We start from the raw sequence: 21,640 nt of genomic DNA on the forward strand, positions 1-21,640 counted from the left end.
CGGGGCTATGGACAGCCCCGCCGGCGTTTGAGGCGCGGGGGTCTGGGGGCGGAGCCCCCAGGAAGGGGTCCGGGCGCAGCCCGGGGAACGGGCGAAGGGCGGGTAGGGGACCGGCCCCGCTCAGCGGCGCCGCCGGCCCGGCACCGCCCGGGCCGCGTGAACGCCCGGCCAGGGCAATGTCAGACCCCGGTGGGACACTCCACCCGTGAGCGACCACCCCACCACCCCCTGGGCCCTCGCCGAGACCCCCGACGGCCAATGGCACGCCACGCCCCTGCGCCCCGGCGCCGACCGCACCACCACCGCCACCCCCGCGGAAGCGATCCGCTCCGCTCCCCCCGGCACCCGGTGGATCTGGCGGTCCACCGCCGCCGTGTACCCCCGCATCCTCGCCGCCGGCACCCGCGTCGAGCGGTGCTACGACATCGAGGACGCCGAGCTGCTGCTCCTCGCCCACGAGGGCCGGTACGGGGAGCCCCGTTCGGCGGCGGCGGCCTGGGCGCGGCTCAACGACGCGCCCGTCCCGCCGGATCCCCCGCAGCGCGCGGCCGAGCCCGTGCGGGCCGCCGCGCAGGACTCCCTCTTCGACGTGGACCCCGGGGCCGCCGCGCCGCTCCCCCTCGACGCCCTGCTCGCCGTGCACGCCGACCAGGCCCGCCGGATCGCCGCCACCGCGCACCCCGACCGGCTGCGCCTGCTCACCGCCTCCGAGTCGGCCGCGTTCCTCGTCGCCGCCGAGATGCACCGGGCGGGCCTGCCCTGGCGGGCCGACGTGCACCGGGCCCTGCTGACCGAGCTGCTCGGCGAGCGCTACGCCGGCGGCGGCGAGCCCCGCCGCCTCGCCGAGCTCACCGACGAGATCTCCGCCGCCTTCGGCCGCCGGGTGCGCCCCGACCTGCCCGCGGACGTCATCAAGGCCTTCGCGCAGGCCGGCATCCGGCTCGGGTCCACCCGCCGCTGGGCGATCCAGGAGATCGACCACCCCGCCGTCGCGCCGCTCATCGAGTACAAGAAGCTGTACCGGATCTACACCGCCCACGGCTGGTCCTGGCTCGCGGACTGGGTACAGGACGGCCGCTTCCGCCCCGAGTTCATCCCCGGCGGCACCCTCACCGGCCGCTGGGTCACCAACGGCGGCGGGGCCCTGCAGATCCCCAAGGTGATCCGCCGGGCGGTCGTCGCCGACCCGGGGTGGCGGCTCGTCGTGGCCGACGCCGACCAGATGGAGCCCCGGGTCCTGGCCGCGATCTCCCGCGACCCGGCGTTCATGGAGGTGGCCGGGCGTCCCGAGGACCTCTACACGGCCGTGTCCCGCCAGGGTTTCTCCGGCGACCGGGACAAGGCCAAGCTCGCCGTGCTCGGCGCGGTCTACGGCCAGACCTCCGGGGACGGCCTGAAGAACCTGGCCGCGCTGCGCCGCCGCTTCCCCCGCGCCGTCGCGTACGTGGACGACGCGGCCCGCGCGGGCGAGGAGGGGCGGCTCGTACGGACCTGGCTGGGCCGCACCTGCCCGCCGCCCGTCGGCGCCGCCGAGGCCGACGAGGCCGGCATCCCGCAGGAGCAGGGGCCGGAGCGCGCCGACTCCGAGGACACGGGCTGGACCCCGGGCTACGCCTCGACGAACACCCGCGCCCGCGGCCGGTTCACCCGCAACTTCGTCGTGCAGGGCAGCGCCGCCGACTGGGCCCTGCTGATGCTGGCGGCGCTGCGGCAGGCCACCGCCGGGATGCGCGCGGAGCTGGTGTTCTTCCAGCACGACGAGGTGATCGTGCACTGTCCCGCCGAGGAGGCGGAGGCCGTCGCCCTGGCGATCCGCGCCGCCGGGGACCGGGCGGGCCGGATCGCCTTCGGCGACACCCCGGTCCGCTTCCCGTTCACCACGGCGGTGGTCGAGTGCTACGCCGACGCCAAGTGATCCGGGCCCGCCCTCAGCGGCCGCTTCAGCGGCCGAAGACGTCCTTCCAGTGCCGGTTCAGCGCGACCTCCTTCAGCTGCTCCAGGGTCAGCGCGGGCGCCGTACGGCTCGCCGGACCCGTCTGCTTGGGGGCGTTGTACGCGGAGACCGTGATCCGCTCCCCGTTGGGCCGCTCGGTGTCCACCGTCCAGCGGACCACGCCCGGGGCGTTCTCACCGGCGGGGCCCTGGGTGACCTTCGCGTGGACACCGCCGGGCTGCGCGGTGGCGTCCGCGGGGAAGTCGTCGCCGGCCGTGCGCCGCTGGACGCGGAGTTCGACCAGGGAGCGGCCCTTGCCGTCGTCGAGGACGACGTAGCCGTAGGCGCCGTCGCCGCCCTTGTCGGCGACCGGGATCTCGTAGCCGCGCAGCAGGGCCTGCAGGAAGCTCTCGGCGTCCTCCTCGGGGCTGAGGGGGCCCTTCTCCGGCGGTGCGGGGGGCAGGTCCTCCAGGGCCGGGCGCCACTTGTCCGACAGCACCAGGGCCTTCATCCGGTCCATGGGCAGCGGGGGTTCGGCGCGGGTGGGGCTGACCTTCTTGCTCTGGGGCGCGTTGTGCTCCGAGGCGTCGACGAGGAAGCCCTGCGGGGTGGCGAGGGTGGCCCGCCAGTCCTTCACCGACTTGCGGTCGTCGTCGTAGTCGTGGGTCTGGATCAGCAGCAGCCGGGAGCCGTCGGGGAGCTTCTCCTCCTTGCAGGAGTCGAAGGCCACGTTCCTGCGGTCGGGGCAGGTGGTCATCTCCTTGAACATCCCGCCCGCCGGGTCGATCCGGGTGAGCATGATGCCGATGCGCGCCTGTCCCTTCCCCTCGTCGAAGACTCCCGTCGCCATGGGGCCCTGGCTGTCGGAGCCGCGGCTCTCGGACTGGGTGAGCTGGCCTGCGGGGAGCAGGGACTTCAGGATCTGCGACATCTGCGCGGCGGTGACCGCTCCGGTGCCCCCGCGTTCCTGCGGGCCGTCCCCCGGCGGCCGGGCCGGCCCGCGGCTGGGCAGGGCGGGTGCCGCGGCGGCCTCGCCCCGGCCGTCGTCCCCGATCAGGCCGCCGGTCCAGGCTCCGGCCGTGCCGACCAGGGCCAGGGCCAGTACGGAGCCCCCGGCCACGGCGGCCCGGCGGCGGGCCACGAGCCGGCGTCCGCGCCGTTCGCCCGCCGCCACCAGGGCCTCGGGGTCCGGCGTGAAGGCGGCACCCGCGCTCCGGAGGGCTTCGCCGAGCTCGTCTTCAAGGGGCATGGGGGGCATGCGGAACCAGACCTTCCACTTGGTTGGCGGGGAGGGGACAGGGCGGAGGGGAGGACGGCGCCGGGGAGGGCGGCACCCGGGCCTCAGTGGCCCGCGAACTCGGCGAGGCTGCCACCCAGCTGCCCCCGCAGCCGCGACAGCGCCCGGGAGGTCCGGGTCCGTACGGCCGCCGAGGTGACCTTCATCGCCTCGGCGGTCTCCTCGACGCTGCGGTCCTCCCAGTACCGCAGCACCAGCACCGCCCGGTCCTTGGGCGCCAGCCGCCCCAGCGCCTCCAGCAGCGTCAGCCGCAACGCCGGATCAGTGCCGCCCGCCGCCGGCTGCGCGCCGTCGGCCCCGGGGAACTCCCCGAACGGGCGCTCCCCCGCCGAGCGGCGGCGCTGGTGCGTCAGGAAGACCCGGACCAGCACCGTCTGCGCGTACGCGGCCGGATTCTCGATGCGCGAGATCCGGCCCCACAGCAGGTACATCCGCCCGAGGGTCTCCTGTACGAGGTCCTCGGCGAGGTGCGTGTCCCCGCTGGCCAGCAGACAGGCCGACCGGTACAGATGACCCGACCGGCCCGCCGCGAACTCGCGGAACCCGTCTCTGCGACCCTGCCGCATGCACTCCCCCTCGCGTCCGTCTCACCCCATCGACGCGACGGCCCCCGGGAAATGTTTCAGCCGAGATCGTGGAAGTAGACGTGGAACTCCTCGCGCACGAAGCCCTCGGACTCGTACAGCCCCTGCGCGACGTGGTTGTCGTACGCGGTCTCCAGCTGCACCCCCGCCACCCCGGCCTCCCGCGCCCGGCGCAGCACCTCGCGCAGCAGCGCCCGGCCCGCGCCGGTGCGGCGGCCGGCCGGGGCCACGTACAGGTCGTTGAGGATCCACGCCGTGCGCAGGGTGAGGGAGGAGAAGGCCTGGTAGACCTGCGCGAACCCGACCGTGCCGGGGATCCCGGGCGCGTCGGCGAGCAGGACCAGCGACTCCCCCCTGGCGATGCGCTCCGCGAGGAACTCCCGCGGGGCGCCCGCGTCCTGGACGGTCACCTCGTAGAAGTCGAGGTAGCCGCGGAAGAGTTCCGCGGCCGTGTCCAGGTCCGCCTCCCCCGCCACGCGGAGCACGACGCCGGAGCCCTCGTCCGTGACCGTGCCGCCCGCGCCGTCGCCGCCCTGGTTTTCCGCCTTGCCGAACATGCGTCTCTCCTTGATCCACTCGCGCGATGCGGTCCATTGTGCGCGGGCGCCGGAGGACCTGGGCGCGTGAAGGCGCGCGTCAGTGCCCGGTGACGGGCTGGGCGGGCAGGGAGAAGACGTGCTGCGGGGTGACGATCCTCGTGATCGCCTCGCCGAACAGCGTGCTCGGCTCGTTGCCCTCGTGGGCGATGTCCGTGTTCAGCATGACCACGAGCGTCGCCTGCGGCCCGGGGAGGTAGACCACCAGGTCCTGGTAGCCCGGCAGTGATCCGTTGTGCCCGATCCACCCCTGTACGTCGAAGACGCCCAGGCCGTAGCCGGCGCCCGGCAGCGCCTCGACCACCTTCAGCCGCTGCGCCTGGGTCGCGGGGGTCAGCAGGGTGCCGGTGGCCAGGGTCTTCGCCCAGCTCCGCAGGTCGGGGAGGTCCGAGACCATCGCTCCGGCCGCCCAGCCCCAGGAGGGGTTCCAGTCGGCGGCGTCCTCGGTCTTCCCGGAGGCGGTCTGGTCGGTGTAGCCCTGCGCGTGCGGCTCCGGGAACTGCGCGCCCGTCGGGAAGAGGGTGTGGTGCAGCCCGGCGGGCCGGGCCACCCGCTCCTCGACGTACCGGTTCAGGGGTGTCCCGCTCAGCTTCTCCACCACCAGGCCCAGCAGGATCGTGTTGGTGTTGCAGTAGTCGAACTTCGCGCCGGGCTCGAACAGCACCGGGTGCCGGAAGGAGTACGACAGCAGCTCCTGCGGGGTGAAGGGGCGCCGGGGATCGGCCGTGAGGGCCTTGAAGAAGCCTTCGTCCTCGGAGTAGTTGTAGAGCCCGCTGCGCATCCCGGCCAGTTCGCGCAGGGTGATCCGGTCGCCGTTCGGCACGCCCTCGACGTACTTCCCGACGGGGTCGTCCAGCCCTGCCTTGCCCGCGTCGACCAGCTGGAGCAGGGCGGTGACGGTGAAGGTCTTCGTCACGCTGCCGATCCGCTGGTTCACGTCGGTGCGCATCGGCGCCCCGGTCGCCTTGTCTGCGGTCCCGAAGGCCCGTACGTACTCGCCCTTGCCGGGAGCGGAGAGGGCGACGACCACGCCCGGGACCCCGGCCTCCTTGAGCACCTTGCGGACGGCCTCGTCGAGCCGGGCCGCCACGGCGGGCGTGAGCTGCGGGAACCCGTCGGACACGGGAGCGCCGACGGCCCCGGCCACGGGCACCGGGGCCTCCCAGGCGTAGCCGGCCCCGACGCCGACGGGAACCACCAGCAGGCCGATCGCGGCCGCCCCGACCGCCGCACTGCGCCACCGTCTCGTCATGGCCGGCCTCCCGCCGCCGTACGTCCCTCCACGCTAGCCCCGCCCCCGGCGCGCGGGCGACCGGGGGCGGGGCGGTGCGGGAGCGGGCGGACCGGGCGGCCCGGTCAGGGGACGGGGGCGGTGGTGACCTCGGCCGTGAAGGCGGCCTCCCCGTCCTGGACGGCGTCGACCCGGAGGGTCCCGGGGGCCGATCCGGGGGACGCGTCGGGCCTGGCCTCGATCAGGCAGGGCGAGTCGAACTCGACGTAGCGGTGGAAGGTGACGTCCATCGACGTCGGCAGCACCGGTTCCGCCGAGGGGCGTACGGCGTGGGCGGCCTGGCGGGCGGCTTCCAGCAGGACCATGCCGGGGACGTGGTCGACGGGGTGGTCGAAGAGGACGGGGTGGGCGGTGTCCACCCGCAGGGGCCAGCGGCCCGGGCCCTCCGCGCGGCCGAGCACGACGTCGCGTACGTTGTCGCGGCCCACCAGCGCCGGGGCGAGGGGCGCGACCGGAGCGGGAACGGCGGCGAACACCCGCCGGACGTCGGAGCGTTCCGCACGCAGGCGCCGGTAGACCGCGGGCGCGATGCAGCCGAAGCGGGTGTCGGCGACGGCGATCTGGGTGCCTTCGCGGAAAACGGCGATGTCGAGGGAGACCGCGGCGGGAATGCCCCTGCGGAGGACGAACTCGGAGCAGGTGACCCGCAGTTCCAGCTCGGCGGGCGTCCAGCCGACGTGGAGCGCGTGCGGGTTGAGGGCGTAGCCGAACCGCGACCAGCTCAGCTGGTGGCCTAGCGGGGTCCCGTACGCGGTGTGCAGCAGCAGCGGAAAGGTCTGGCGCACGGTCTCGCAGAGCATCAGCGGATCGTGCAGCCCCGCCGTGGCGGTGTAGAAGCTGTGGCTGCGCGGCCACTGGGCGGTGATGGTGAAGTCGTGGGCGCCGGTGCGCTGCCAGCCCGTGAGGAAGACCTCGGAATGGGCGGCGCGGTGGACGTATTCCCTGGGCACCGTGGTGGTCAGCGCCGGCGCTCCGGCGGATATCGGCCCATGGGCGGTGACGAGCATGTTCCCCCTTGCGTGCACTTTCGTGCGTGTGCAGCCCCCGCGCTGACGGTCAACGGCGGCCACTCCGTAAAATAGAGAATGTTCGTTTTGTTTGTCGAGTGGCTGGTGGTGTGATCCATGGCGGGGTTGAAGCAGGACCGTGCGTTGAGGACGCGGGAGGCGATCCTGCGCGCCGCAGCCGAGACGTTCGACGAACTCGGCTTCCACGGCGCGAGCATCAGCATGATCATGGGGCGGGCCGGGGTCACCCAGGGCGGCATGTACTTCCACTTCGCGTCGAAGGTGGAGCTCGCCCGGGCCGTCATGCTCGCGCAGGGGGACTACGTAGAGCTCCCGCCGGGCGAGGACGGGCTCCAGCGGCTGATCGACATCACCTTCCACGTGGGCCGGGAGCTCCAGCAGAACGTCCTGTTCCGGGCCGGTGTGCGGCTCGCCGTCGAGCAGGGCGAGTTCGGGCTCCGGGACGACACGGCGTACCAGCAGTGGGTGGAGCAGTTCCACGCCCTGCTCGTCGTGGCGCGGGAGCGGGGCGAGCTGCTGCCGGGCGTGGACGAGCGGGAGTTCGCGCAGGTCCTGGTCGGCGCGTACAGCGGTACGCAGCTGTTCTCGCAGATCGCGACGGGGCGCGTGGACCTGCTGGAGCGGGTCGCCGCGCTGTGGAAGTACTTCCTGCCGTGCGTCGCCACGCCGGAGACGCTGGCGCAGCTGCGCGCCACGCCCCGGTGAGCCCGCTGCGGGTGGTGCTCACCGGCGCGACGGGCTTCATCGGGGCGGCCGCGCTCCGCGAGCTCGGCCGCCGGCCGGACGTGTCCGTGCGGGCCGTCGGGCGGCGGGCGCCGCGGGCGGGCGCGGCCGGCGGGGCCGAGTGGGTCCGGGCCGACCTCGCACGGCCGGAGTCCGTGGCCGGGGTGTGCGAGGGCGCGGACGTACTGGTGCACCTGGCCGGCGTGGTGGACCCGGACGAGGCCCTGTGCGAGGCGGTCAACGTCCGCGGCACGGCCGCCCTGATGGCCGAGGCCGTCCGGGCCGGGACCGGCCGGGTGGTCCACCTGTCCACGGCCGCGGTGTACGGGCCCGGCCCGCACCGGGGCGCCGCCGTCGGCGAGCTGGAGCCGGCTCCCGTGTCGGCCACCAGCCGGACCCGGCTGGCCGGTGAGGCGTACGCCCTGGCGGCGGGAGCCGTCGTCCTGCGGGCGGGCCTGGTGCTGGGCGCCGGGGACCGGTGGGTGGTCCCGGCGCTGGCCGAGCTCGTGGACCGGGTGCCCGGGCGGTGGGACGGCGGCCGGGGCCTGCACTCCGCGGTGGACGTCGGCGACCTGGCCCGGCTCGTCGCCGCCCTCGCGGTCCATCCCCGCGGCGGTGCGGCGGCCGGGCGGGTGTTCCACGCCGCTCACCCCGAACCCGTACCCACCGGCGGCCTGCTGGCGGAGCTCGCGGAGCTTGGGGTGCTGCCGCGGGTGCGCACCGACCTGGCGTGGGAGGAGTGCCTGCGCCTGCTGCGGGCCGTACCGGGGGGCGTGAGCGAGCGGCAGTTCTCCCTGCTGGCGCAGGACCACTGGTACCGCAGCGACGAGGTCTGGAGCCTGGCCGGCTGCCCCCCGGGCCCGGGCCCGCTGGCCCGCCTGGCGGCGGCCGCGCCCTGGTACCGCGAAGCCGTGCACGGGGCCGCGCCCCGGACACCGGCGCGCCCGGAGGCGCCGGCCGGGGCCGGAAACCCCGGCCCCGCGCGCACGTAAGGCCCGGGGGGCGGACTAGGCGGTGTCCGGGCCTATGCCCTCCAGGACGAGGAGCCAGACGCCCTCCAGCTGGTCCAGCGCGGCGCCCTGGCCGTCCGGGTACGCGCCGCGCAGCGTGGCCTCGGCGCCCCAGAGCAGGTGCGCGACCAGTGCCGTGACGCTCGCCGGGTCGGCGGGGGCGTGCAGTTCGCCCCGCTCGTGGGCCTCCTGGGCCAGCCCCGCCACGACGGGGTGCCACAGTGCGGTCCAGTCCTCGATGTCGGGCAGCTCCCGGGCCAGGTGGGCGCTCGCGCGCACGGTGACGTCGTCCCGGAGCAGGCGGGCCAGCTCCAGCAGCAGGCTCCCGAGGTCGTCCAGGGCCTTCCCGCGGCGGCGTCCGGCCGCGTCGTCGAGCGCCGAGCGGACCGCCGAGCACCCTTCCTCGGCGACGGCTTCGGCGAGTTCGGCCTTGCTGTCGAAGTGGAAGGTGACGGCGCCCATGGAGATGCCCGCCGCCTGGCTGATGGCCTTGAGCGACGTGCCGCCGTATCCGGCGCGGTAGAACTCCGAGGCGGCCGCCCGCACCGCGGTGTTGCGCGTCCGGACCGCCCTCTCCTGCTTGACCATGTCTCTCCGATGCCGCCGCACCCGGATGAGTCGCGCGGGGATGCCGCGCGTGGGTGCCGTGCGTGGGTGTTTTGCGTGCCTGCGTACGTGGATGTCGTGCGCCGGCGGTCACCCCCGCGCCGCCCGCGGTGGCCAGCCTGCGAAACACCGGGCCCTCCGGCAAGGCCTAGTTGCCAAAAACGCGCCGGTTTCCGGGCACGTCTCGAACCGCGAGACGCCTGACGCGCCCTCAGCGGGCCTCGCCGCGGCCGACTTGCCGAAGTAGTCCGCCGGCGCGGATCGGCCCTGGAAAAAAACAGAACGTTCGCTATTGTTTTTGCATGATCACAGTGTTCGCCGAGGCCACCTTCGGCAGCCTCCGCCGGACCGACCAGCGCCGATGGGCCGAGGTGTACCTGCGCGGGCTGCTCGGCACGTCCGGCAAGAAGACGGTGCGGCGGCTCGCCGCCGCCGTATCGGACCGGGAGACGGCCTTCCAGTCCCTGCACCAGTTCGTCAACGCCAGCCCGTGGGACTGGGAACCGGTCCGCCGGGAGCTCACGCGGTGGGCGGAGGAGCACACCGCTCCCCGCGCCTGGGTGCTCGACGACGTGGTCCTGCGCAAGCGCGGCGACCACTCGTGCGGGGTGCACCGCCGCTTCAGCCCGGTCGACGGACGCTCCGTCAACGGCCAGGTCGGCACCGGGCTGTTCCTGGCCGGCGACCACGGGGCGCTGCCGGTCGACTGGACGCTGTACCTGCCCGAGTGCTGGACCGCGGACCCCGCCCGCAGGCGCCGGGTCCGCATCCCCGACGACATCGGCCACCGCCCCGCTGAGGAGCAGGCCCTCGGCCTCGTGGACGAGCTGGCCGCGCACACCCGGCTGCCCGCCGTACCGGTCGTGGCCGACGCGTCCTCGCGCCCCGGCGCGGAGGCGTTCGTCCGCGGCCTCGCCCGCCGCGGCCACGACTTCGTGGTGGCCGTCCCCGCGCACCTGCCCCTCGCACGCACCGCGACGGCGCTGCCGGGGCCGGTGCGCGCGGACCAGGGCCAGCCCGCGTACCGCGCCTTCACGACCCGCGGCCGCGCGGGCCGGCCCGCGGAGCGCACCTGGATCACCAACATGCCGCACGCCCGGTCCGAGGAACTGCTCGCGCTGACCCGGACCCTGCGCCTCGCGCGGGAGGCCGTGCGGTACATGGAGAGCGATCTCGGGCTCGGCGACTTCGAAGGCCGCTCGTTCCCGGGCTGGCACCACCACATGACCCTCGTCTCGGCCGCCTACGCGTACAGCAGGCAGGCCCCGGCGGACCTCCCGAACCACCTCGCCGCCCTGCCCGCTGCGGCGTAGACCGACCACCGCACATCCCTTCCGAAAGAGAAACCCATGGATTCCGCCACCACTTACGACGCCCTGGCCGATGTCTACGACCTGATGTACCCGCCCGCCTCGCCGGACATATCGGACGCCGTCGCGTTCATCGCCGACCTGGCCCCGGAGGGCGGCCGCGTCCTCGAACTCGGCGTGGGCAACGGCCGGATCGCGATCCCGCTCGCGCAGCGCGGGCTGAGCGTGCACGGCATCGACGGTTCCGAGCAGATGCTGGAGAAGCTCGCGGCACGGGACCCCGAGGGGAAGGTCACCACCACGGCCGCGGACTTCACCACCGGCGGCACCGGCGAGCAGTTCGACGTGGTGTTCATCGCCCTCAACACCTTCTTCGCCCCGACGACGGCCGAGGCCCAGGTCCAGTGCATGCAGCGGATGCGCGAGCAGCTGGCGCCCGGCGGCCGCGTGGTCATCGAGGCGTTCGAACCGCGCGCCTTCCACCAGCAGGAGGGCGAGAAGACCAGCACCCGCTACCTCTCCCCCACCTCCGTGATGGTCGACAGCACGCACGTCATGCGCGACCGCCAGCTGATCCTCGTCATCCACACCGTCGTCGACGGCGGTGTGCCGCGCCCGACCCAGGAAGTCATCCGCTACGCCTGGCCCACCGAGATCGACCTCATGGCGCGCCTCGCCGGCCTGCGCCTGGTGGAACGCCGCGGCGGCTGGCGGGGAGAGGCCTTCGACGCGAACAGCCACCGCCACGTCTCCGTGTACGAGGCCGTCGAAGACCCGAAGTAGGCACCGGACATGAAGGCGACCCGGAAGGCGACGCGCAAGGCCGCTCCGCTCAGGAGCCTGCTCCGGCTGACCGACGTCAGCCGCAGTTACGGGGACCGCAGCGTACTGCGCGCGGTCACCATGGAGCTGGCGTCGGCGCAGTGCACCGTACTGGTGGGGGACAACGGATCGGGGAAGTCGACCCTCCTGCGGCTGGCGTGCGGCCGCGAGCAGCCCACGTCGGGCGAAGTCCGCTTCGACGGCGAGCCCCTGCACGAGGACTCGCCCCGCACCCGCGCCCGGGTGGCCACCGTGATGGAGGCCGGCTCGGCCTATCCGGACCTGACGGTGCGCGAGCACCTGATGCTGGTCGCCGTCGGACACGGTCTCGGCCGCCGCGCGGGCGAGACGGTCGACCGGGTGCTGGCGGACCACCGGCTGGCCGGCCACGCCGGCTCCCGGCCCTCGGCGCTCTCCTCGGGGCAGACCCAGTCCCTGCTGCTGGCCTCGGCCTTCGTACGGCCGCACGACCTGCTGGTGCTGGACGAGCCCGAGCAGCGGCTGGACGCCCGGGCCCGCGTGGAACTGGCGCAGCGGCTCACGGCCCACAAGAAGCGGGGGGTGGCGATCCTGCTCGCCACCCACGACGACGAGCTGGCCGCGGCCGTGGCCGACCACGTGCTCACCCTGGAGGACGGACGGGCCACCGTGGCTCCGGTCAGGGGGGACCGGTGAAGTCCGACCGCACCACCGACCGCGCCGTCGGCCGCACCTCCCGCACCGCCAGCACCGACGGCACCGACGGCGGCGGCGACCTGCGCCGGCGCACGGACGAGGCGCTGGCGTTCCTGCACGAGGTCCGCGCCCCGGCGCGCCTGGGCAAGCGCAGGAGCAACGCCTTCGTGCTGTACTGCGTCGCCCTGGGGACGGCCTTCTGGGTGGTGCCCCTCCTCATCGCCGCCGCCGGGGCCGGACGGCGCGGGGAGTGGCAGGGCAGCACCTCGGACCACCTGCTGGCCGGCCTGCCCCTCGCCGTGCCGGCCCTGCTGACGCTGGTGGTGGTCCACGCCGCCCGCGGCGCCGTCTGGCGGGGCCCGGTGCTCGTGGACCTGCCGACCGTCTCGTGGCTGCTGCCCCTGCCCGTCCTGCGCGGGCCGGTCCTGCTGCCCCGGTTCCACGCCGCCGCGCTCCGCGCGGCCGCGATGGGCCTGGCCGGGGGCGGGGTGCTGGGCTACCTGCTCTCGATCTCGGGCTCCGCCGGCTGGCTGCCGCTGACCGCGGCGGGCGCGTGGGCCGGCACGGCGACGGCGCTGACCGCGGTGGCCGCCGGGCTGCTCGTCGAACGCCACGACCGCGCGGTCGCCCGCAACGCCGTCCGCTTCCAGGGGATCACCTGGACCCTGGCGGCGGGCGCGGTGCTGCTCTGCGCGTACGCGGTCCTGCGCGGCCCCGGCGGCCCCGCCGGCACGCTCGTACTGTGGTCCGGCCCCTGGGGGTGGGCCGCCCAGCCGCTCGTCGGCGCGGCCGGGCACCCCGTACCCGGCCGGCCCGCCGGGGCGGCCCTGTCCGCGGCGTTCACCGTCGCCGCGCTGTTGTTCGCCCGGCGCGCGGCCCCCGACGTCCCCGAGGAGGCCCTCCGCGCCCGCGCCACCGTCGCCTCCCGGGTCTCCGCGTCCGTGTACTCCCTCGACCTGCGCCAGGCCCGCTCCGCGGCGCGCGGCACCCGGGGGCAGCGCGCCAGACCGCTGCTGCGGCTGCCCGTACCCCGCAGCCGCTGGCTGATCGTGCCCTGGCGCGACGCCACCGGACTGCTGCGGGCCCCGGGACGCCTGCTGTGGGCGGCCCTGTGGAGCACCGCGGCACTGGGCCTCGGCGCCGCCGCCCACCACGCCCGGCCCGACGGGCAGGCCGCCCTGTGCGCGGCCGCCCTCGTCGCCGAGTACCTGGCGGCGGCGCAGCTGACAGAGCCCGCCCGCGTCGACAGCGACGACGCCCGCCGCTCCGCCAACCTCCCCTACGAGTTCAGGGCCCTCGCGCTGCGGCACGCCTGGCTGCCGTGCGCCCTGCTGCTGGGCTGGCTCGGCGCGGGCGCCGCCGCGGCCCGGCTCACCGGCCGGGGGACACCGGCCCTCGCGGTGCTGGTGGCGGCGGTGCCGGTCATGGTGGCCGCCGCGCTGGTCAGTTCGTACCGCGGGCCGGTCCCCACCCACCTGCTGGTCGGTGCGGAGACCCCCATGGGCAACACCGCCGCGCTCCAGACGGGGCTCTGGTACGCGCGCGGCCCGCTGGCCGCGCTCGTGCTGTCCGCCCCGGTGCTGGTCACCGCCGACCGCGCCCACGAGGCCGGCGCCGGCCACATCGGCTGGCTGCTCCTGGCGGGCGCGGCCGGCATGTGGTGGGCGCGGCGCACCGCCCACCGGCTGCACGGAGCACCGCCCGGCCGGCCCCCACGAAACGCGGGCAGAAGACTGCGCGCCTACCTCATCACAAGGCTGAAATGACCGACGATCTCGCCACAACACCCGCCGTGCAGGGCCTCCTGGAGCGGCTCGGGCTCGGCCTGCTGCCGCCGCAGCAGGCCGACGGACCCACCGGCCGCAACCGGAACGCCGCCGGCCGGACCACCACCGGCCGCGCCGTCTTCGTCAAGCAGCTGGACGCCCGGCAGCCCGACGCGGCCCGCCGCTTCCGCCGGCAACTCGCCTACGAGGAGGCGGCCGCCGCCCGCCCCGGGACGCCGGCCTCGCCGGAGTGCCTGGGCTGGGACGCCGACGAGCTGCTGGTCGTCTTCGAGTGGCTCGAAGGCGCCCGCTCCGGCTCCGACCTGGCCTCCGACGAGGAGTTCGACGACGGACTCGCCCGCACCGCCGGGGAGATGATCGGCGCCCTGCACTCCCTGCCGCCGGACGCGCTGCCCGCCCGGGGGACGGGGACGGGGACGGGGACGGGGACGGGGACGGAGGAGCCGGACCCGATCCTGCTCCCCCCGCTGGAGTTCTTCGAAGCGCTCCCCCTGGCGTACCACACCCAGGCGAGCGGGGCCTCGCTGGAGGCCTGGGGAATGCTGCAACGCGACACCGAACTCGCCGGCGCGCTGCGCCGGCTGCGCGCCGAGGAGGCGGCCGCGCCGGCCGCCTTCGTCCACGGCGACCTGCGCCTCGACCAGTTCCTGCTGCACGGCGGGCGGCTGCGCCTGTGCGACTGGGAGGAGTTCCGCAGGGCCGATCCGGCCCGGGACGTCGGCGCGTTCGTCGGCGAGTGGCTGCACCGCGCCGTGCTCGACATCCCGTCGAAGGACGCGGAGCTGAGCGGCCCGAATCCGCAGCTCTCCCACGAGGACGTGGTCGAGCGCGGCGTGGCCGAGCTGAACCGGCTGCGGACGCGCAACGTCGCCTTCTGGGAGGGCTACCGGGCGGCCACCGCGGCCGCCCCCGCCGCGGCCGCCGACCCCCGCCTGCCCGTCCGGGCCACCGCCTTCGCCGGCTGGCACCTCATCGACCGGATGTTCGCCTCCGCCGAGCAGCGGCCGCGGCTCACCGCCCTCGACCGGGCGGCCGCCGGCATCGGACGCTCCGCCGTGCTGCACCCCGAGAAGTTCACCACCGTCCTCGGCCTGGAGGCTTGAGATGGACGCCTTCCCCCACCTCGCGGAACTCCTGTCGGACGTGCGCGTGCACCCCGGGACCCGCAGCGCCCGCGTCGGCGACCGCGACATCACGGCGGACACGGCCGCCCGGCTCCGCCAGAAGCTGATCACCGCGCTCTACGAGACCTTCCACGTGGGCCACGCCTTCGCCGAGGAGCGGCCCCGGACCTACCGGGACCCGCTGTTCGAGGAGCTGCTGGGCGCGGCCACCCCGCACGACACGACGATGGCCGCCGCCCGCCTCGGCGGCGACGGCCTGGTGCTGGTCGACGGGGTGCGCGTACGCGTGCCCGAGCCGGAGGTGGCGGGGCCGCGGGTGCGGATGCCCGCCCGGCGCCCCGGCCTCTCCCCGGGCTTCTTCCTCGTCGACGGCTCCCGGGGGCACTCGTCCCGGCGGCCGCTGCTGCGGGTGTACGTCCACGTGCGCAGCCCGGAGGAGGCCGTACGGACCTGGGGAGAGGTGCTGCGCGCGCTGGAGCGCGACGGGGTGCCCTACCGGGCCAAGGTGACCTCGTCCCGCCGGCTGTTCCCGCGCCGGGACGGCCTGGTGGTCTACCTGGGCGAGGACGCCTGGCACGGCGCCTCGGTCGTCGCGGAGGCGGTACCGCGTCCCGACGCGCCCCACCTGACGGCTCCCACCTCTTCCTTCGCCAGGGAGCTGGCTCCCGGGATAGCCGTCGCCTGGGAGCCCGAGGACGCCCGGCCGGGCATGCGGGGGATGAGTTTCGGGCAGCACCGCGCCGCCGCCGTCGCGGACGCGCTGCTGGCGCACGCCGCCGGGGACGGCCGCACGCTGGGCGACTGCCTGCGGGAGCAGCTGACCGCCGCGAATATCGACCACGAGGCGCTGTACAGGAATGCGGATTCACCCCGACTTCCCTAAGTTGCACTTTCGACTTCCCTAAGTCGCGCCATTCCCGCAGGGAATGCCGGGCAACCTTCCTAAGTAGCGCCAGAACCCCGTGACGCGGCCCACAGATTGATCACCGGAGCTCCGGAAGATGATCTACTGAGAAACGTCAGAAGGGCGGGCCCGACCGGGAAACCGCTCATCGAATTCTTTATCAAGGGGGAATCCACATGGACTCCATGGACCTCATCGCCGGTTACGCCGCCTACACCACGCCGGAGGAGCTCGCCGCTTCCGAGGCCACCGACGCGCCGGCCATCACCACCACGGTGACCTCGTCGGAGATCTGCATCACGATCACCGTCGGCTGGGGCTGCTGACCTTCAGCGCCGATCCGCCAGTGGCCCGGGCCCGTCCTTCGGACGCCGCCCGGGCCTCGGCCCGAAGAGGGAGTTCCCACGTCATGCCGGAGGATCTCGAATCCCCCTCCCGCTTCACCCTGCCCAACGGCCTGCGCGTCGTGCTGTGCCGACGGGGCACGGCCCCGCTGGCGGCCGTCTGCGTGCACTACGACGTGGGGTTCCGGTCCGAGCCGGAAGGGCGCAGCGGGTTCGCCCACCTCTTCGAGCACCTGATGTTCCAGGGAAGCGAGAACGTCGGACGTTCCGAGCACTTCGCGATCGTGCAGGGATCGGGCGGGACGGCCAACGGATCCACGCGCCAGGACTACACCGAGTACTACCAGATCGCTCCCGCGTCGGCCCTCGAAAGACTGCTCTTTCTTGAGGCGGACCGTATGCGGACGCTGCGACTCACCCAGAATTCCCTTGACACCCAGCTGGCGGTGGTCAAGGAGGAAATAAAGCTCAACGTCCACGACCGCCCTTATGGCGGATTCCCCTGGACGAATCTCCCTTCGGTCCTCTTCCGGAAATTCTGCAACGCGCACAACGGTTACGGCGATTTCATCGACCTCGACCGCGCCACGCTGGAGGAGTGCGCCGCCTTCTTCGACGGCTACTACACGCCGTCCAACGCCGTGCTCACGATCGCCGGCGACATCGATCCGGCCCGGACCCTGGAATGGGTGACCCGGCACTTCGGCGACATCCCGGCACGGCCGGCGGCCGCCCCGCAGGACCTGGCGGAACCCTGGCCGTCCGGCCCCGTGACCGGCGACCACACCGACCCGCGGGCCCCGCTGCCCGCCACCGCCGTCGGCTACCGCCTGCCCGACCCGGCCGCCGAACGCGAGCGCTACCTCGGCCACATCGCCCTGGCCGCGCTGCTGGGCGGCCCGTCCGGACGGCTGCGGCAGCGGGCCCTCGCCCGGGGCGTCGACCTCACGACCGCCACCGCCCAGTGCGGGTTCTTCGGCCCGTTCGACGCCCGCGACCCCGACACCTTCGTCGTGACGGCCCGTCACCCCTCGACCCGGCACCGGGAGGTCACCGGTGCGGTCGTCGCGGCACTGGAGGACCTCGCCGGACCGGGGCCCGCCGACGCCGAACTGGCCGCCGCGATCGGCGGGACCGTCGCCCGGTGGCACCGCAGGCACGACAACCTCCTCGCCTTCGCGCGGGCCGTCGGGGCCTCGGCCCTGCTCCACGACGAGCCGTCGCTGCCGGCGGACCTCCCCGCGCACCTGGAGGCCCTCGGACCCGGCGCGGTACGCGACGCGGCCGCGCGCCTGGCCGGCAGCGCACCCGCCGCACTCCTGGTCCACACGCGCGACGCCGGAGGAACACCGTGACGCGGCCCCTGCCCCCGCTCCATCCCGAGAAGCCCCTCGCCCTCCCCCGCGTGGCCGAGCGGCACCTGCCCTCCGGCCTGCGGATCTTCGCGGTGCCCAGGAAGGGCTCCCCGCTCGTCGAGGTCCGCGTCCTCGTCCCGCTGTCGGCCGGCGACCCCGTACGGTCGGCCGCGGCCGAGCTGCTCACGACGACGGCCTTCACCGGGTCCGTACGGCTGGACGGCCGCGACGTCCCCTGGGACTCCGCCTTCACCACCGGCCGGCCGCAGGCGCAGCGCATGGCGGAGTGGCTGTCGGTCGTCGCGCACGTGCCCGCCGCGGGGCTCGACCGGATGCTCGCCATGACCGCTTCCTGGCTGGCCGCGCCCGCCGTCCCCGAGGACCGCCTCGCCCGCGAACGCGAGCGGCTGTCCCAGGCCCTGGCGATCCTCGACGCCCAGCCCCAGCGCATCGCCCTGCGCGAGCTCAACCGGGCCCGGTACGGCGACCTGCCGGTCTTCGGCGCGTGGCCGCCGGCCGCCACCGTGGCGGCCCTCACCGCGGACGACGTCCTCGACACGCACCGCACCTGCCTGTCGCTCCGCGAGGCCCGCGTGATCGTCGTCGGGGACATCGACGCCGGCACCACGGCCGACACCGTGGCCCGGACCTTCGACGGCCTGCCCGCGGGCGCCGCGGCACCCGTCCGCCCCGGACCGGCGCCGGCCCGCCGCATGCGGCTGGTCCCGCGCCCCGGGGCCGCCCAGTCCCACGTGGCGCTGTCCGGCCGTTCCGTGCCCTTCGAGCACCCGCAGTACCCGGCGCTCGCCGTGGCCAACGCGGTGTTCGCCGGGTACTTCTCCTCCCGGCTGGTGGCGAACATCCGCGAGCGGCAGGGCCTGGCCTACCACGCCCTGTCCCGCTTCGACCGCACCCTCGGCTCCCCGTCCACGGTGACCGACGTGGTCTGCGGGACGCCGTCGACCGGGCTGGTGGTGTCCGAGGTCCTCGCCGAGATGACGCGGCTTGCGGAGAGCCCGCCGACACCGCGCGAGATCGACGCCGCCCGCACGTACCTCAGGGGCTCGCTGCTGACCGCCACCGCCTCCCAGTCGGACCTGGCCAGCCTCCTCGCCTCGCTGTGCTGCTGGGACGTGGGCACCGACTGGATCCAGGAGTATCCCCGGCAGCTCCTGGAGGTGACCGCGGACGAGGTCGCCGCGGCCTGCCGGGACTTCTTCGGCCCCGGCCCGCAGGCGGGCGTCGTCCTCGGCGACCCGGCGGCCGCGGGGCCGTCCCTGACCCGGTTCGGATTCGAGGCAGCAGGAGAACAGACGTGACCCACGAGGAAGTCCCCGCCGGCGGCGTGCCCGTCCCGGAGTTCACCGCCGAACGGCTGCTCGTCGTCGCGACGGGCGCCGTCCACGCGGCCCACCTGCCCACCTGGGCGGGCTGGCTCCGGCTGGCCTACCCGCGCCTGGAGACCCGTATCGTCGTCACCCGCAGCGCCGAACGCTTCGTCAGCCGGGCCGCGCTGGCCGCCCTCGGCGGCGGCGAGGTGCTGCTCGACGTCTGGCCGGAGGAGGCCACGACCACCGCCCGGCACGTCGAACTCGCCCAGTGGGCGGACTCGGCGATCGTCTATCCGGCCACCATGAACTTCATCGCCCGCTTCGCCACCGGCATGGCGGACACCCCGGCCATGCTCGCCCTCCAGTGCACCCGCGCCCCGATAGCGGTGGCTCCGGCGCTGCCTCCGGGCGGGCAGGACAACGTGACCTTGCAGCACCACCTGAAGTCCCTCGGCGCCCGCCCGAACGTGGTGGTCGTCCCCACCACCCCCGGCCGCAGCATCACCACCGGACGCGACGACGCCGCCGTACCGCCACCGCTGCCCGTGGTGATCGGCGCACTGGCACGGAAACGGACGGCCCATGCTGGTTGAGGAATACGGCACGAGCCGGCTGCGCACCCGGATCCTCACGGCCCCGGACGGCCGCTACCTCTGGCAGCGGACGCACCTGACGGGCACGCCGCCGGACCGGACCACCCACCGGCTCGCCCCCTCCCCGAACGTGGCGGCGGCCACCTTCGACTGGGACACGGAGACCGAGACGGAGACGGCCTCGTACACGGCCTCGCACACCGCCCTTTACACCGCCTCGTACACCGCCCCCGGCGCCACGTCCCTGGCCCGCACCGTCTGGCCGCCCGCCCCCGCGCCCTTCCCCCTGGGCCCGGTCATGGAGGCCGTCGCCCACGCCCTCCGCGACATCCGCGAACGCCCCCTCCCACCGGGCACCACAGGGCCCCCGCCCGCCCTCGACCGGCTCGGCCGGTGGCTCCGCACGGGCGCCGGCCCGGAAGGCGCTGTCCGGCTCCACCGCCTCTGTACGGACCGCCTGGGGCCTACCCGGCTGGCCACCCTCGCCCAGTGGTGCCGGGACGCGGCCCCCGGCGGCGCCGACGACGTACTGCTCCACGGCGAACCGTCCCTGGGGCTCACCGTCCCCGCCCCGGACGGCCGCCACACGGTCCTGCTCACCGGCGAGACCCTGTCCCGCGGCAGACCCGAGCACGACGCGGGCTGGCTCCTGGGCGAACTCGCCGAGATGGCCGACGTGGCCGCCCGCAACCTCCCGGACCCGTCGGCGCCCGCACCGTTCCGGCTCATGGCCGGGGCCTTCCTCACCGCCTACGGCGCCGCCCCGGACGACACCCTCCTGTGCCGCAGCGCCACCCTGCGCCGCACCGCACACCTCCTGGACTTCGCCTGCGGCGTCGGCTGGAGCGCGGGCATCAGCACCTACGCCGACGTCCTGGCCGGCCTGACCGACGACGCCCGGTCCGTACTCGCCCCCCTCACCGCGCCCGCGTAGCGGCCACCGCCGCGATATCGCCGGGCTGCCGGGGGCCGGGGGTTGCTACCGTCGATCCGATATCCCCATCCCGCTCGCTGGAGAAGAAGGATCTTCCTCATGCATGATGCCCGCGCCCTGATCGACATGGGTGCCGAAGCGGTTCGTCGGCTCGCTCGTCGCGGCTACACCCTGGACCTGGCCCGGCTGGAGGACCTCCAGTCCCGGCGCAACCAGAGCGTCCGCTCCGCCGACGACCTGCGGGCGGAGTCCAAGCGGGTCGCGAGCGAGGTCCAGCAGACGGCCAGACAGGGCGGGGACATCTCCGGGCTCAAGGAGCGCGCCCGCGAGCTGAAGGACCGGATCCGCGAGGTCGAGGCCGAGCAGGAGCAGGTCCAGGACGAGCTGCGCGAACTGCTGCTGACCATCCCGAACCTGCCTGACGACGCGGCTCCCGACGGCAACTCCGACGAGGACGCGGTGGAGATCCGCCGCGTCGGCACCCCGCCGTCCTTCCCCTTCGAACCGAAGGACCACGTCGACCTCGGCGAGGCCACCGGCATCCTCGACTTCGCCCGCGCCACGAAGCTCTCGGGCCCGCGCTTCGCGGTCTCCCGCGGCGCCGGCGCCGCCCTGGAGCGGGCCCTGGCCACCCTCTTCCTCGACCTCCACACCCGTCGCCACGGGTACGTCGAGCACTCCGTCCCGTACCTGGTCACACGCAAGACGATGACCGGCACCGGCCAGCTGCCGAAGTTCGAGGAGGACCTCTTCAAGACGGGAGTCGCCGACCGCGAGCTGTTCCTGATCCCGACGGCCGAGGTCCCGCTGACCAACCTCTACGCCGACGAGATCATCCCCCCGGCCGAGCTGCCGCTGGCGCTGACCGCGCACACCCCGTGCTTCCGCTCCGAGGCCGGCTCCTACGGCCGCGACACCCGCGGCCTGATCCGCCAGCACCAGTTCGCCAAGGTCGAGATCGTCAAGATCGTCGACCCGGAGACCGCGGACGCCGAACTGGAGACGATGGTCGGCCACGCCGAGGCCTGCCTGAAGGAACTCGGCCTCGCCTACCGCGTCGTCCGGCTGGCCGCGGGCGACACGGGCTTCTCCGCGCAGCTCACGTACGACATCGAGGTCTGGATCCCGAGCCAGAACACCTACCGGGAGATCTCCTCGGTCTCCAGCTTCGGCACCTTCCAGGCCCGCCGCGCGAACATCCGCACCCGCGGCAAGGACGGCAAGCCCAAGCCCGTCGCCACCCTCAACGGCTCCGGCCTGCCCATCGGCCGCACCCTGGCCGCGCTCCTGGAGCAGTGCCAGCAGGAGGACGGCTCCCTCGTCCTGCCCGAATCCCTCGTCCCCTACCTCGGCTTCCGCCGCATCAAGGCGGACGGCACCCCGGAGGCCTAGA

Annotated in this window: 21 protein-coding genes; 15 read left to right on the forward strand and 6 right to left on the reverse strand. The window is 74.7% G+C overall.

Annotated features, from left to right (window positions below):
• Nucleotides 1-205: 205 nt before the first annotated feature.
• Complete coding sequence (locus AC07A6_RS36530; RefSeq protein WP_478779991.1) at nucleotides 206-1,915, forward strand: bifunctional 3'-5' exonuclease/DNA polymerase; 1,710 nt, start codon at nucleotides 206-208, stop codon at nucleotides 1,913-1,915.
• 25 nt (nucleotides 1,916-1,940) lie between these two features.
• On the opposite strand, the gene AC07A6_RS36535 is transcribed toward AC07A6_RS36530, so the two are convergent.
• The 5 genes from AC07A6_RS36535 to AC07A6_RS36555 all read right to left on the reverse strand — a co-directional run bounded on the left by AC07A6_RS36535 (nucleotide 1,941) and on the right by AC07A6_RS36555 (nucleotide 6,708).
• Nucleotides 1,941-3,182, reverse strand: coding sequence for a hypothetical protein (locus AC07A6_RS36535; protein WP_478779992.1), 1,242 nt, complete (start codon nucleotides 3,180-3,182; stop codon nucleotides 1,941-1,943).
• A 92-nt stretch (nucleotides 3,183-3,274) separates the two neighbouring features.
• A complete protein-coding gene (locus AC07A6_RS36540; protein ID WP_362470475.1) occupies nucleotides 3,275-3,796 on the reverse strand; it encodes a SigE family RNA polymerase sigma factor in 522 nt (173 codons plus the stop codon).
• Nucleotides 3,797-3,852: 56 nt separating this feature from the next.
• On the reverse strand, nucleotides 3,853-4,371 hold the full coding sequence (locus tag AC07A6_RS36545) for an N-acetyltransferase family protein (RefSeq protein WP_478779993.1): 519 nt from the start codon (nucleotides 4,369-4,371) through the stop codon (nucleotides 3,853-3,855).
• 79 nt (nucleotides 4,372-4,450) lie between these two features.
• On the reverse strand, nucleotides 4,451-5,662 hold the full coding sequence (locus tag AC07A6_RS36550) for a serine hydrolase domain-containing protein (RefSeq protein WP_478779994.1): 1,212 nt from the start codon (nucleotides 5,660-5,662) through the stop codon (nucleotides 4,451-4,453).
• A 104-nt stretch (nucleotides 5,663-5,766) separates the two neighbouring features.
• Nucleotides 5,767-6,708: a ScbA/BarX family gamma-butyrolactone biosynthesis protein gene (locus AC07A6_RS36555; RefSeq protein WP_362470481.1), complete on the reverse strand. Its 942-nt coding sequence runs from the start codon at nucleotides 6,706-6,708 to the stop codon at nucleotides 5,767-5,769.
• Between the two features lie 117 nt (nucleotides 6,709-6,825).
• Between AC07A6_RS36555 and AC07A6_RS36560 the strand changes: the two genes are divergently transcribed.
• Together AC07A6_RS36560 and AC07A6_RS36565 are read left to right on the forward strand one after the other, a co-directional pair.
• Nucleotides 6,826-7,434: a ScbR family autoregulator-binding transcription factor gene (locus AC07A6_RS36560; protein WP_478779995.1), complete on the forward strand. Its 609-nt coding sequence runs from the start codon at nucleotides 6,826-6,828 to the stop codon at nucleotides 7,432-7,434.
• Nucleotides 7,431-8,444 (forward strand): NAD-dependent epimerase/dehydratase family protein, encoded by a 1,014-nt coding sequence (locus tag AC07A6_RS36565; RefSeq protein ID WP_478779996.1) that lies wholly within the window; start codon nucleotides 7,431-7,433, stop codon nucleotides 8,442-8,444. Before AC07A6_RS36560 ends, AC07A6_RS36565 begins: the two co-directional genes overlap by 4 nt.
• A gap of 15 nt (nucleotides 8,445-8,459) precedes the next feature.
• Here the strand turns inward: AC07A6_RS36565 and AC07A6_RS36570 are convergent, their stop codons facing one another.
• The gene (locus AC07A6_RS36570; RefSeq protein ID WP_478779997.1) at nucleotides 8,460-9,050 is read right to left on the reverse strand and encodes a TetR family transcriptional regulator; all 591 of its coding nucleotides are present in this window, start codon (nucleotides 9,048-9,050) and stop codon (nucleotides 8,460-8,462) included.
• 320 nt (nucleotides 9,051-9,370) lie between these two features.
• Between AC07A6_RS36570 and AC07A6_RS36575 the strand changes: the two genes are divergently transcribed.
• The 12 genes from AC07A6_RS36575 to serS all read left to right on the forward strand — a co-directional run bounded on the left by AC07A6_RS36575 (nucleotide 9,371) and on the right by serS (nucleotide 21,639).
• A complete protein-coding gene (locus AC07A6_RS36575) occupies nucleotides 9,371-10,381 on the forward strand; it encodes an IS701 family transposase (RefSeq protein WP_478779998.1) in 1,011 nt (336 codons plus the stop codon).
• A gap of 36 nt (nucleotides 10,382-10,417) precedes the next feature.
• The gene (locus tag AC07A6_RS36580) at nucleotides 10,418-11,161 is read left to right on the forward strand and encodes a class I SAM-dependent methyltransferase (RefSeq protein WP_362470496.1); all 744 of its coding nucleotides are present in this window, start codon (nucleotides 10,418-10,420) and stop codon (nucleotides 11,159-11,161) included.
• 9 nt (nucleotides 11,162-11,170) lie between these two features.
• Complete coding sequence (locus AC07A6_RS36585) at nucleotides 11,171-11,875, forward strand: ABC transporter ATP-binding protein (RefSeq protein ID WP_362470499.1); 705 nt, start codon at nucleotides 11,171-11,173, stop codon at nucleotides 11,873-11,875.
• Nucleotides 11,872-13,641 carry a hypothetical protein gene (locus AC07A6_RS36590; RefSeq protein ID WP_478779999.1) on the forward strand — a complete coding sequence of 590 codons (1,770 nt, stop codon included), beginning with the start codon at nucleotides 11,872-11,874 and terminating at the stop codon, nucleotides 13,639-13,641. The genes AC07A6_RS36585 and AC07A6_RS36590 overlap by 4 nt, the downstream gene beginning before the upstream one ends.
• Nucleotides 13,638-14,765 carry a class V lanthionine synthetase subunit LxmK gene (gene lxmK / locus AC07A6_RS36595; protein ID WP_478780000.1) on the forward strand — a complete coding sequence of 376 codons (1,128 nt, stop codon included), beginning with the start codon at nucleotides 13,638-13,640 and terminating at the stop codon, nucleotides 14,763-14,765. The genes AC07A6_RS36590 and lxmK overlap by 4 nt, the downstream gene beginning before the upstream one ends.
• A 1-nt stretch (nucleotide 14,766) precedes the next feature.
• The gene (locus AC07A6_RS36600; RefSeq protein WP_478780001.1) at nucleotides 14,767-15,669 is read left to right on the forward strand and encodes a T3SS effector HopA1 family protein; all 903 of its coding nucleotides are present in this window, start codon (nucleotides 14,767-14,769) and stop codon (nucleotides 15,667-15,669) included.
• Nucleotides 15,670-15,866: 197 nt separating this feature from the next.
• The gene (locus AC07A6_RS36605) at nucleotides 15,867-16,016 is read left to right on the forward strand and encodes an LxmA leader domain family RiPP (RefSeq protein ID WP_007264905.1); all 150 of its coding nucleotides are present in this window, start codon (nucleotides 15,867-15,869) and stop codon (nucleotides 16,014-16,016) included.
• Between the two features lie 83 nt (nucleotides 16,017-16,099).
• Complete coding sequence (locus tag AC07A6_RS36610) at nucleotides 16,100-17,389, forward strand: M16 family metallopeptidase (protein ID WP_386273294.1); 1,290 nt, start codon at nucleotides 16,100-16,102, stop codon at nucleotides 17,387-17,389.
• Entirely contained in the window at nucleotides 17,386-18,708 is a 1,323-nt protein-coding gene (locus AC07A6_RS36615) for a M16 family metallopeptidase (protein ID WP_478780002.1), read from the forward strand. The genes AC07A6_RS36610 and AC07A6_RS36615 overlap by 4 nt, the downstream gene beginning before the upstream one ends.
• Nucleotides 18,705-19,313 carry a flavoprotein gene (locus AC07A6_RS36620; protein ID WP_386273296.1) on the forward strand — a complete coding sequence of 203 codons (609 nt, stop codon included), beginning with the start codon at nucleotides 18,705-18,707 and terminating at the stop codon, nucleotides 19,311-19,313. The genes AC07A6_RS36615 and AC07A6_RS36620 overlap by 4 nt, the downstream gene beginning before the upstream one ends.
• Nucleotides 19,303-20,247: a hypothetical protein gene (locus tag AC07A6_RS36625; protein ID WP_478780003.1), complete on the forward strand. Its 945-nt coding sequence runs from the start codon at nucleotides 19,303-19,305 to the stop codon at nucleotides 20,245-20,247. Before AC07A6_RS36620 ends, AC07A6_RS36625 begins: the two co-directional genes overlap by 11 nt.
• A 99-nt stretch (nucleotides 20,248-20,346) precedes the next feature.
• Nucleotides 20,347-21,639 (forward strand): serine--tRNA ligase, encoded by a 1,293-nt coding sequence (serS, locus tag AC07A6_RS36630; RefSeq protein ID WP_478780004.1) that lies wholly within the window; start codon nucleotides 20,347-20,349, stop codon nucleotides 21,637-21,639.
• The last annotated feature ends 1 nt before the right edge of the window (nucleotide 21,640 follow it).

Source organism: Streptomyces sp. NPDC044002 (genome assembly GCF_056434525.1).

What these genes read in the sequence shown, in the direction of transcription:
- AC07A6_RS36625 (WP_478780003.1), top strand. Translation starts at nt 19,303, where the DNA reads ATGCTGGTTGAGGAATACGGCACGAGCCGGCTGCGCACCCGGATCCTC.
- AC07A6_RS36550 (WP_478779994.1), bottom strand. Translation starts at nt 5,662, where the DNA reads ATGACGAGACGGTGGCGCAGTGCGGCGGTCGGGGCGGCCGCGATCGGC.
- AC07A6_RS36540 (WP_362470475.1), bottom strand. Translation starts at nt 3,796, where the DNA reads ATGCGGCAGGGTCGCAGAGACGGGTTCCGCGAGTTCGCGGCGGGCCGG.
- lxmK (WP_478780000.1), top strand. Translation starts at nt 13,638, where the DNA reads ATGACCGACGATCTCGCCACAACACCCGCCGTGCAGGGCCTCCTGGAG.
- AC07A6_RS36545 (WP_478779993.1), bottom strand. Translation starts at nt 4,371, where the DNA reads ATGTTCGGCAAGGCGGAAAACCAGGGCGGCGACGGCGCGGGCGGCACG.
- AC07A6_RS36555 (WP_362470481.1), bottom strand. Translation starts at nt 6,708, where the DNA reads ATGCTCGTCACCGCCCATGGGCCGATATCCGCCGGAGCGCCGGCGCTG.
- AC07A6_RS36570 (WP_478779997.1), bottom strand. Translation starts at nt 9,050, where the DNA reads ATGGTCAAGCAGGAGAGGGCGGTCCGGACGCGCAACACCGCGGTGCGG.
- AC07A6_RS36535 (WP_478779992.1), bottom strand. Translation starts at nt 3,182, where the DNA reads ATGCCCCTTGAAGACGAGCTCGGCGAAGCCCTCCGGAGCGCGGGTGCC.
- AC07A6_RS36580 (WP_362470496.1), top strand. Translation starts at nt 10,418, where the DNA reads ATGGATTCCGCCACCACTTACGACGCCCTGGCCGATGTCTACGACCTG.
- AC07A6_RS36610 (WP_386273294.1), top strand. Translation starts at nt 16,100, where the DNA reads ATGCCGGAGGATCTCGAATCCCCCTCCCGCTTCACCCTGCCCAACGGC.
- serS (WP_478780004.1), top strand. Translation starts at nt 20,347, where the DNA reads ATGCATGATGCCCGCGCCCTGATCGACATGGGTGCCGAAGCGGTTCGT.
- AC07A6_RS36605 (WP_007264905.1), top strand. Translation starts at nt 15,867, where the DNA reads ATGGACTCCATGGACCTCATCGCCGGTTACGCCGCCTACACCACGCCG.
- AC07A6_RS36600 (WP_478780001.1), top strand. Translation starts at nt 14,767, where the DNA reads ATGGACGCCTTCCCCCACCTCGCGGAACTCCTGTCGGACGTGCGCGTG.
- AC07A6_RS36585 (WP_362470499.1), top strand. Translation starts at nt 11,171, where the DNA reads ATGAAGGCGACCCGGAAGGCGACGCGCAAGGCCGCTCCGCTCAGGAGC.
- AC07A6_RS36560 (WP_478779995.1), top strand. Translation starts at nt 6,826, where the DNA reads ATGGCGGGGTTGAAGCAGGACCGTGCGTTGAGGACGCGGGAGGCGATC.
- AC07A6_RS36575 (WP_478779998.1), top strand. Translation starts at nt 9,371, where the DNA reads ATGATCACAGTGTTCGCCGAGGCCACCTTCGGCAGCCTCCGCCGGACC.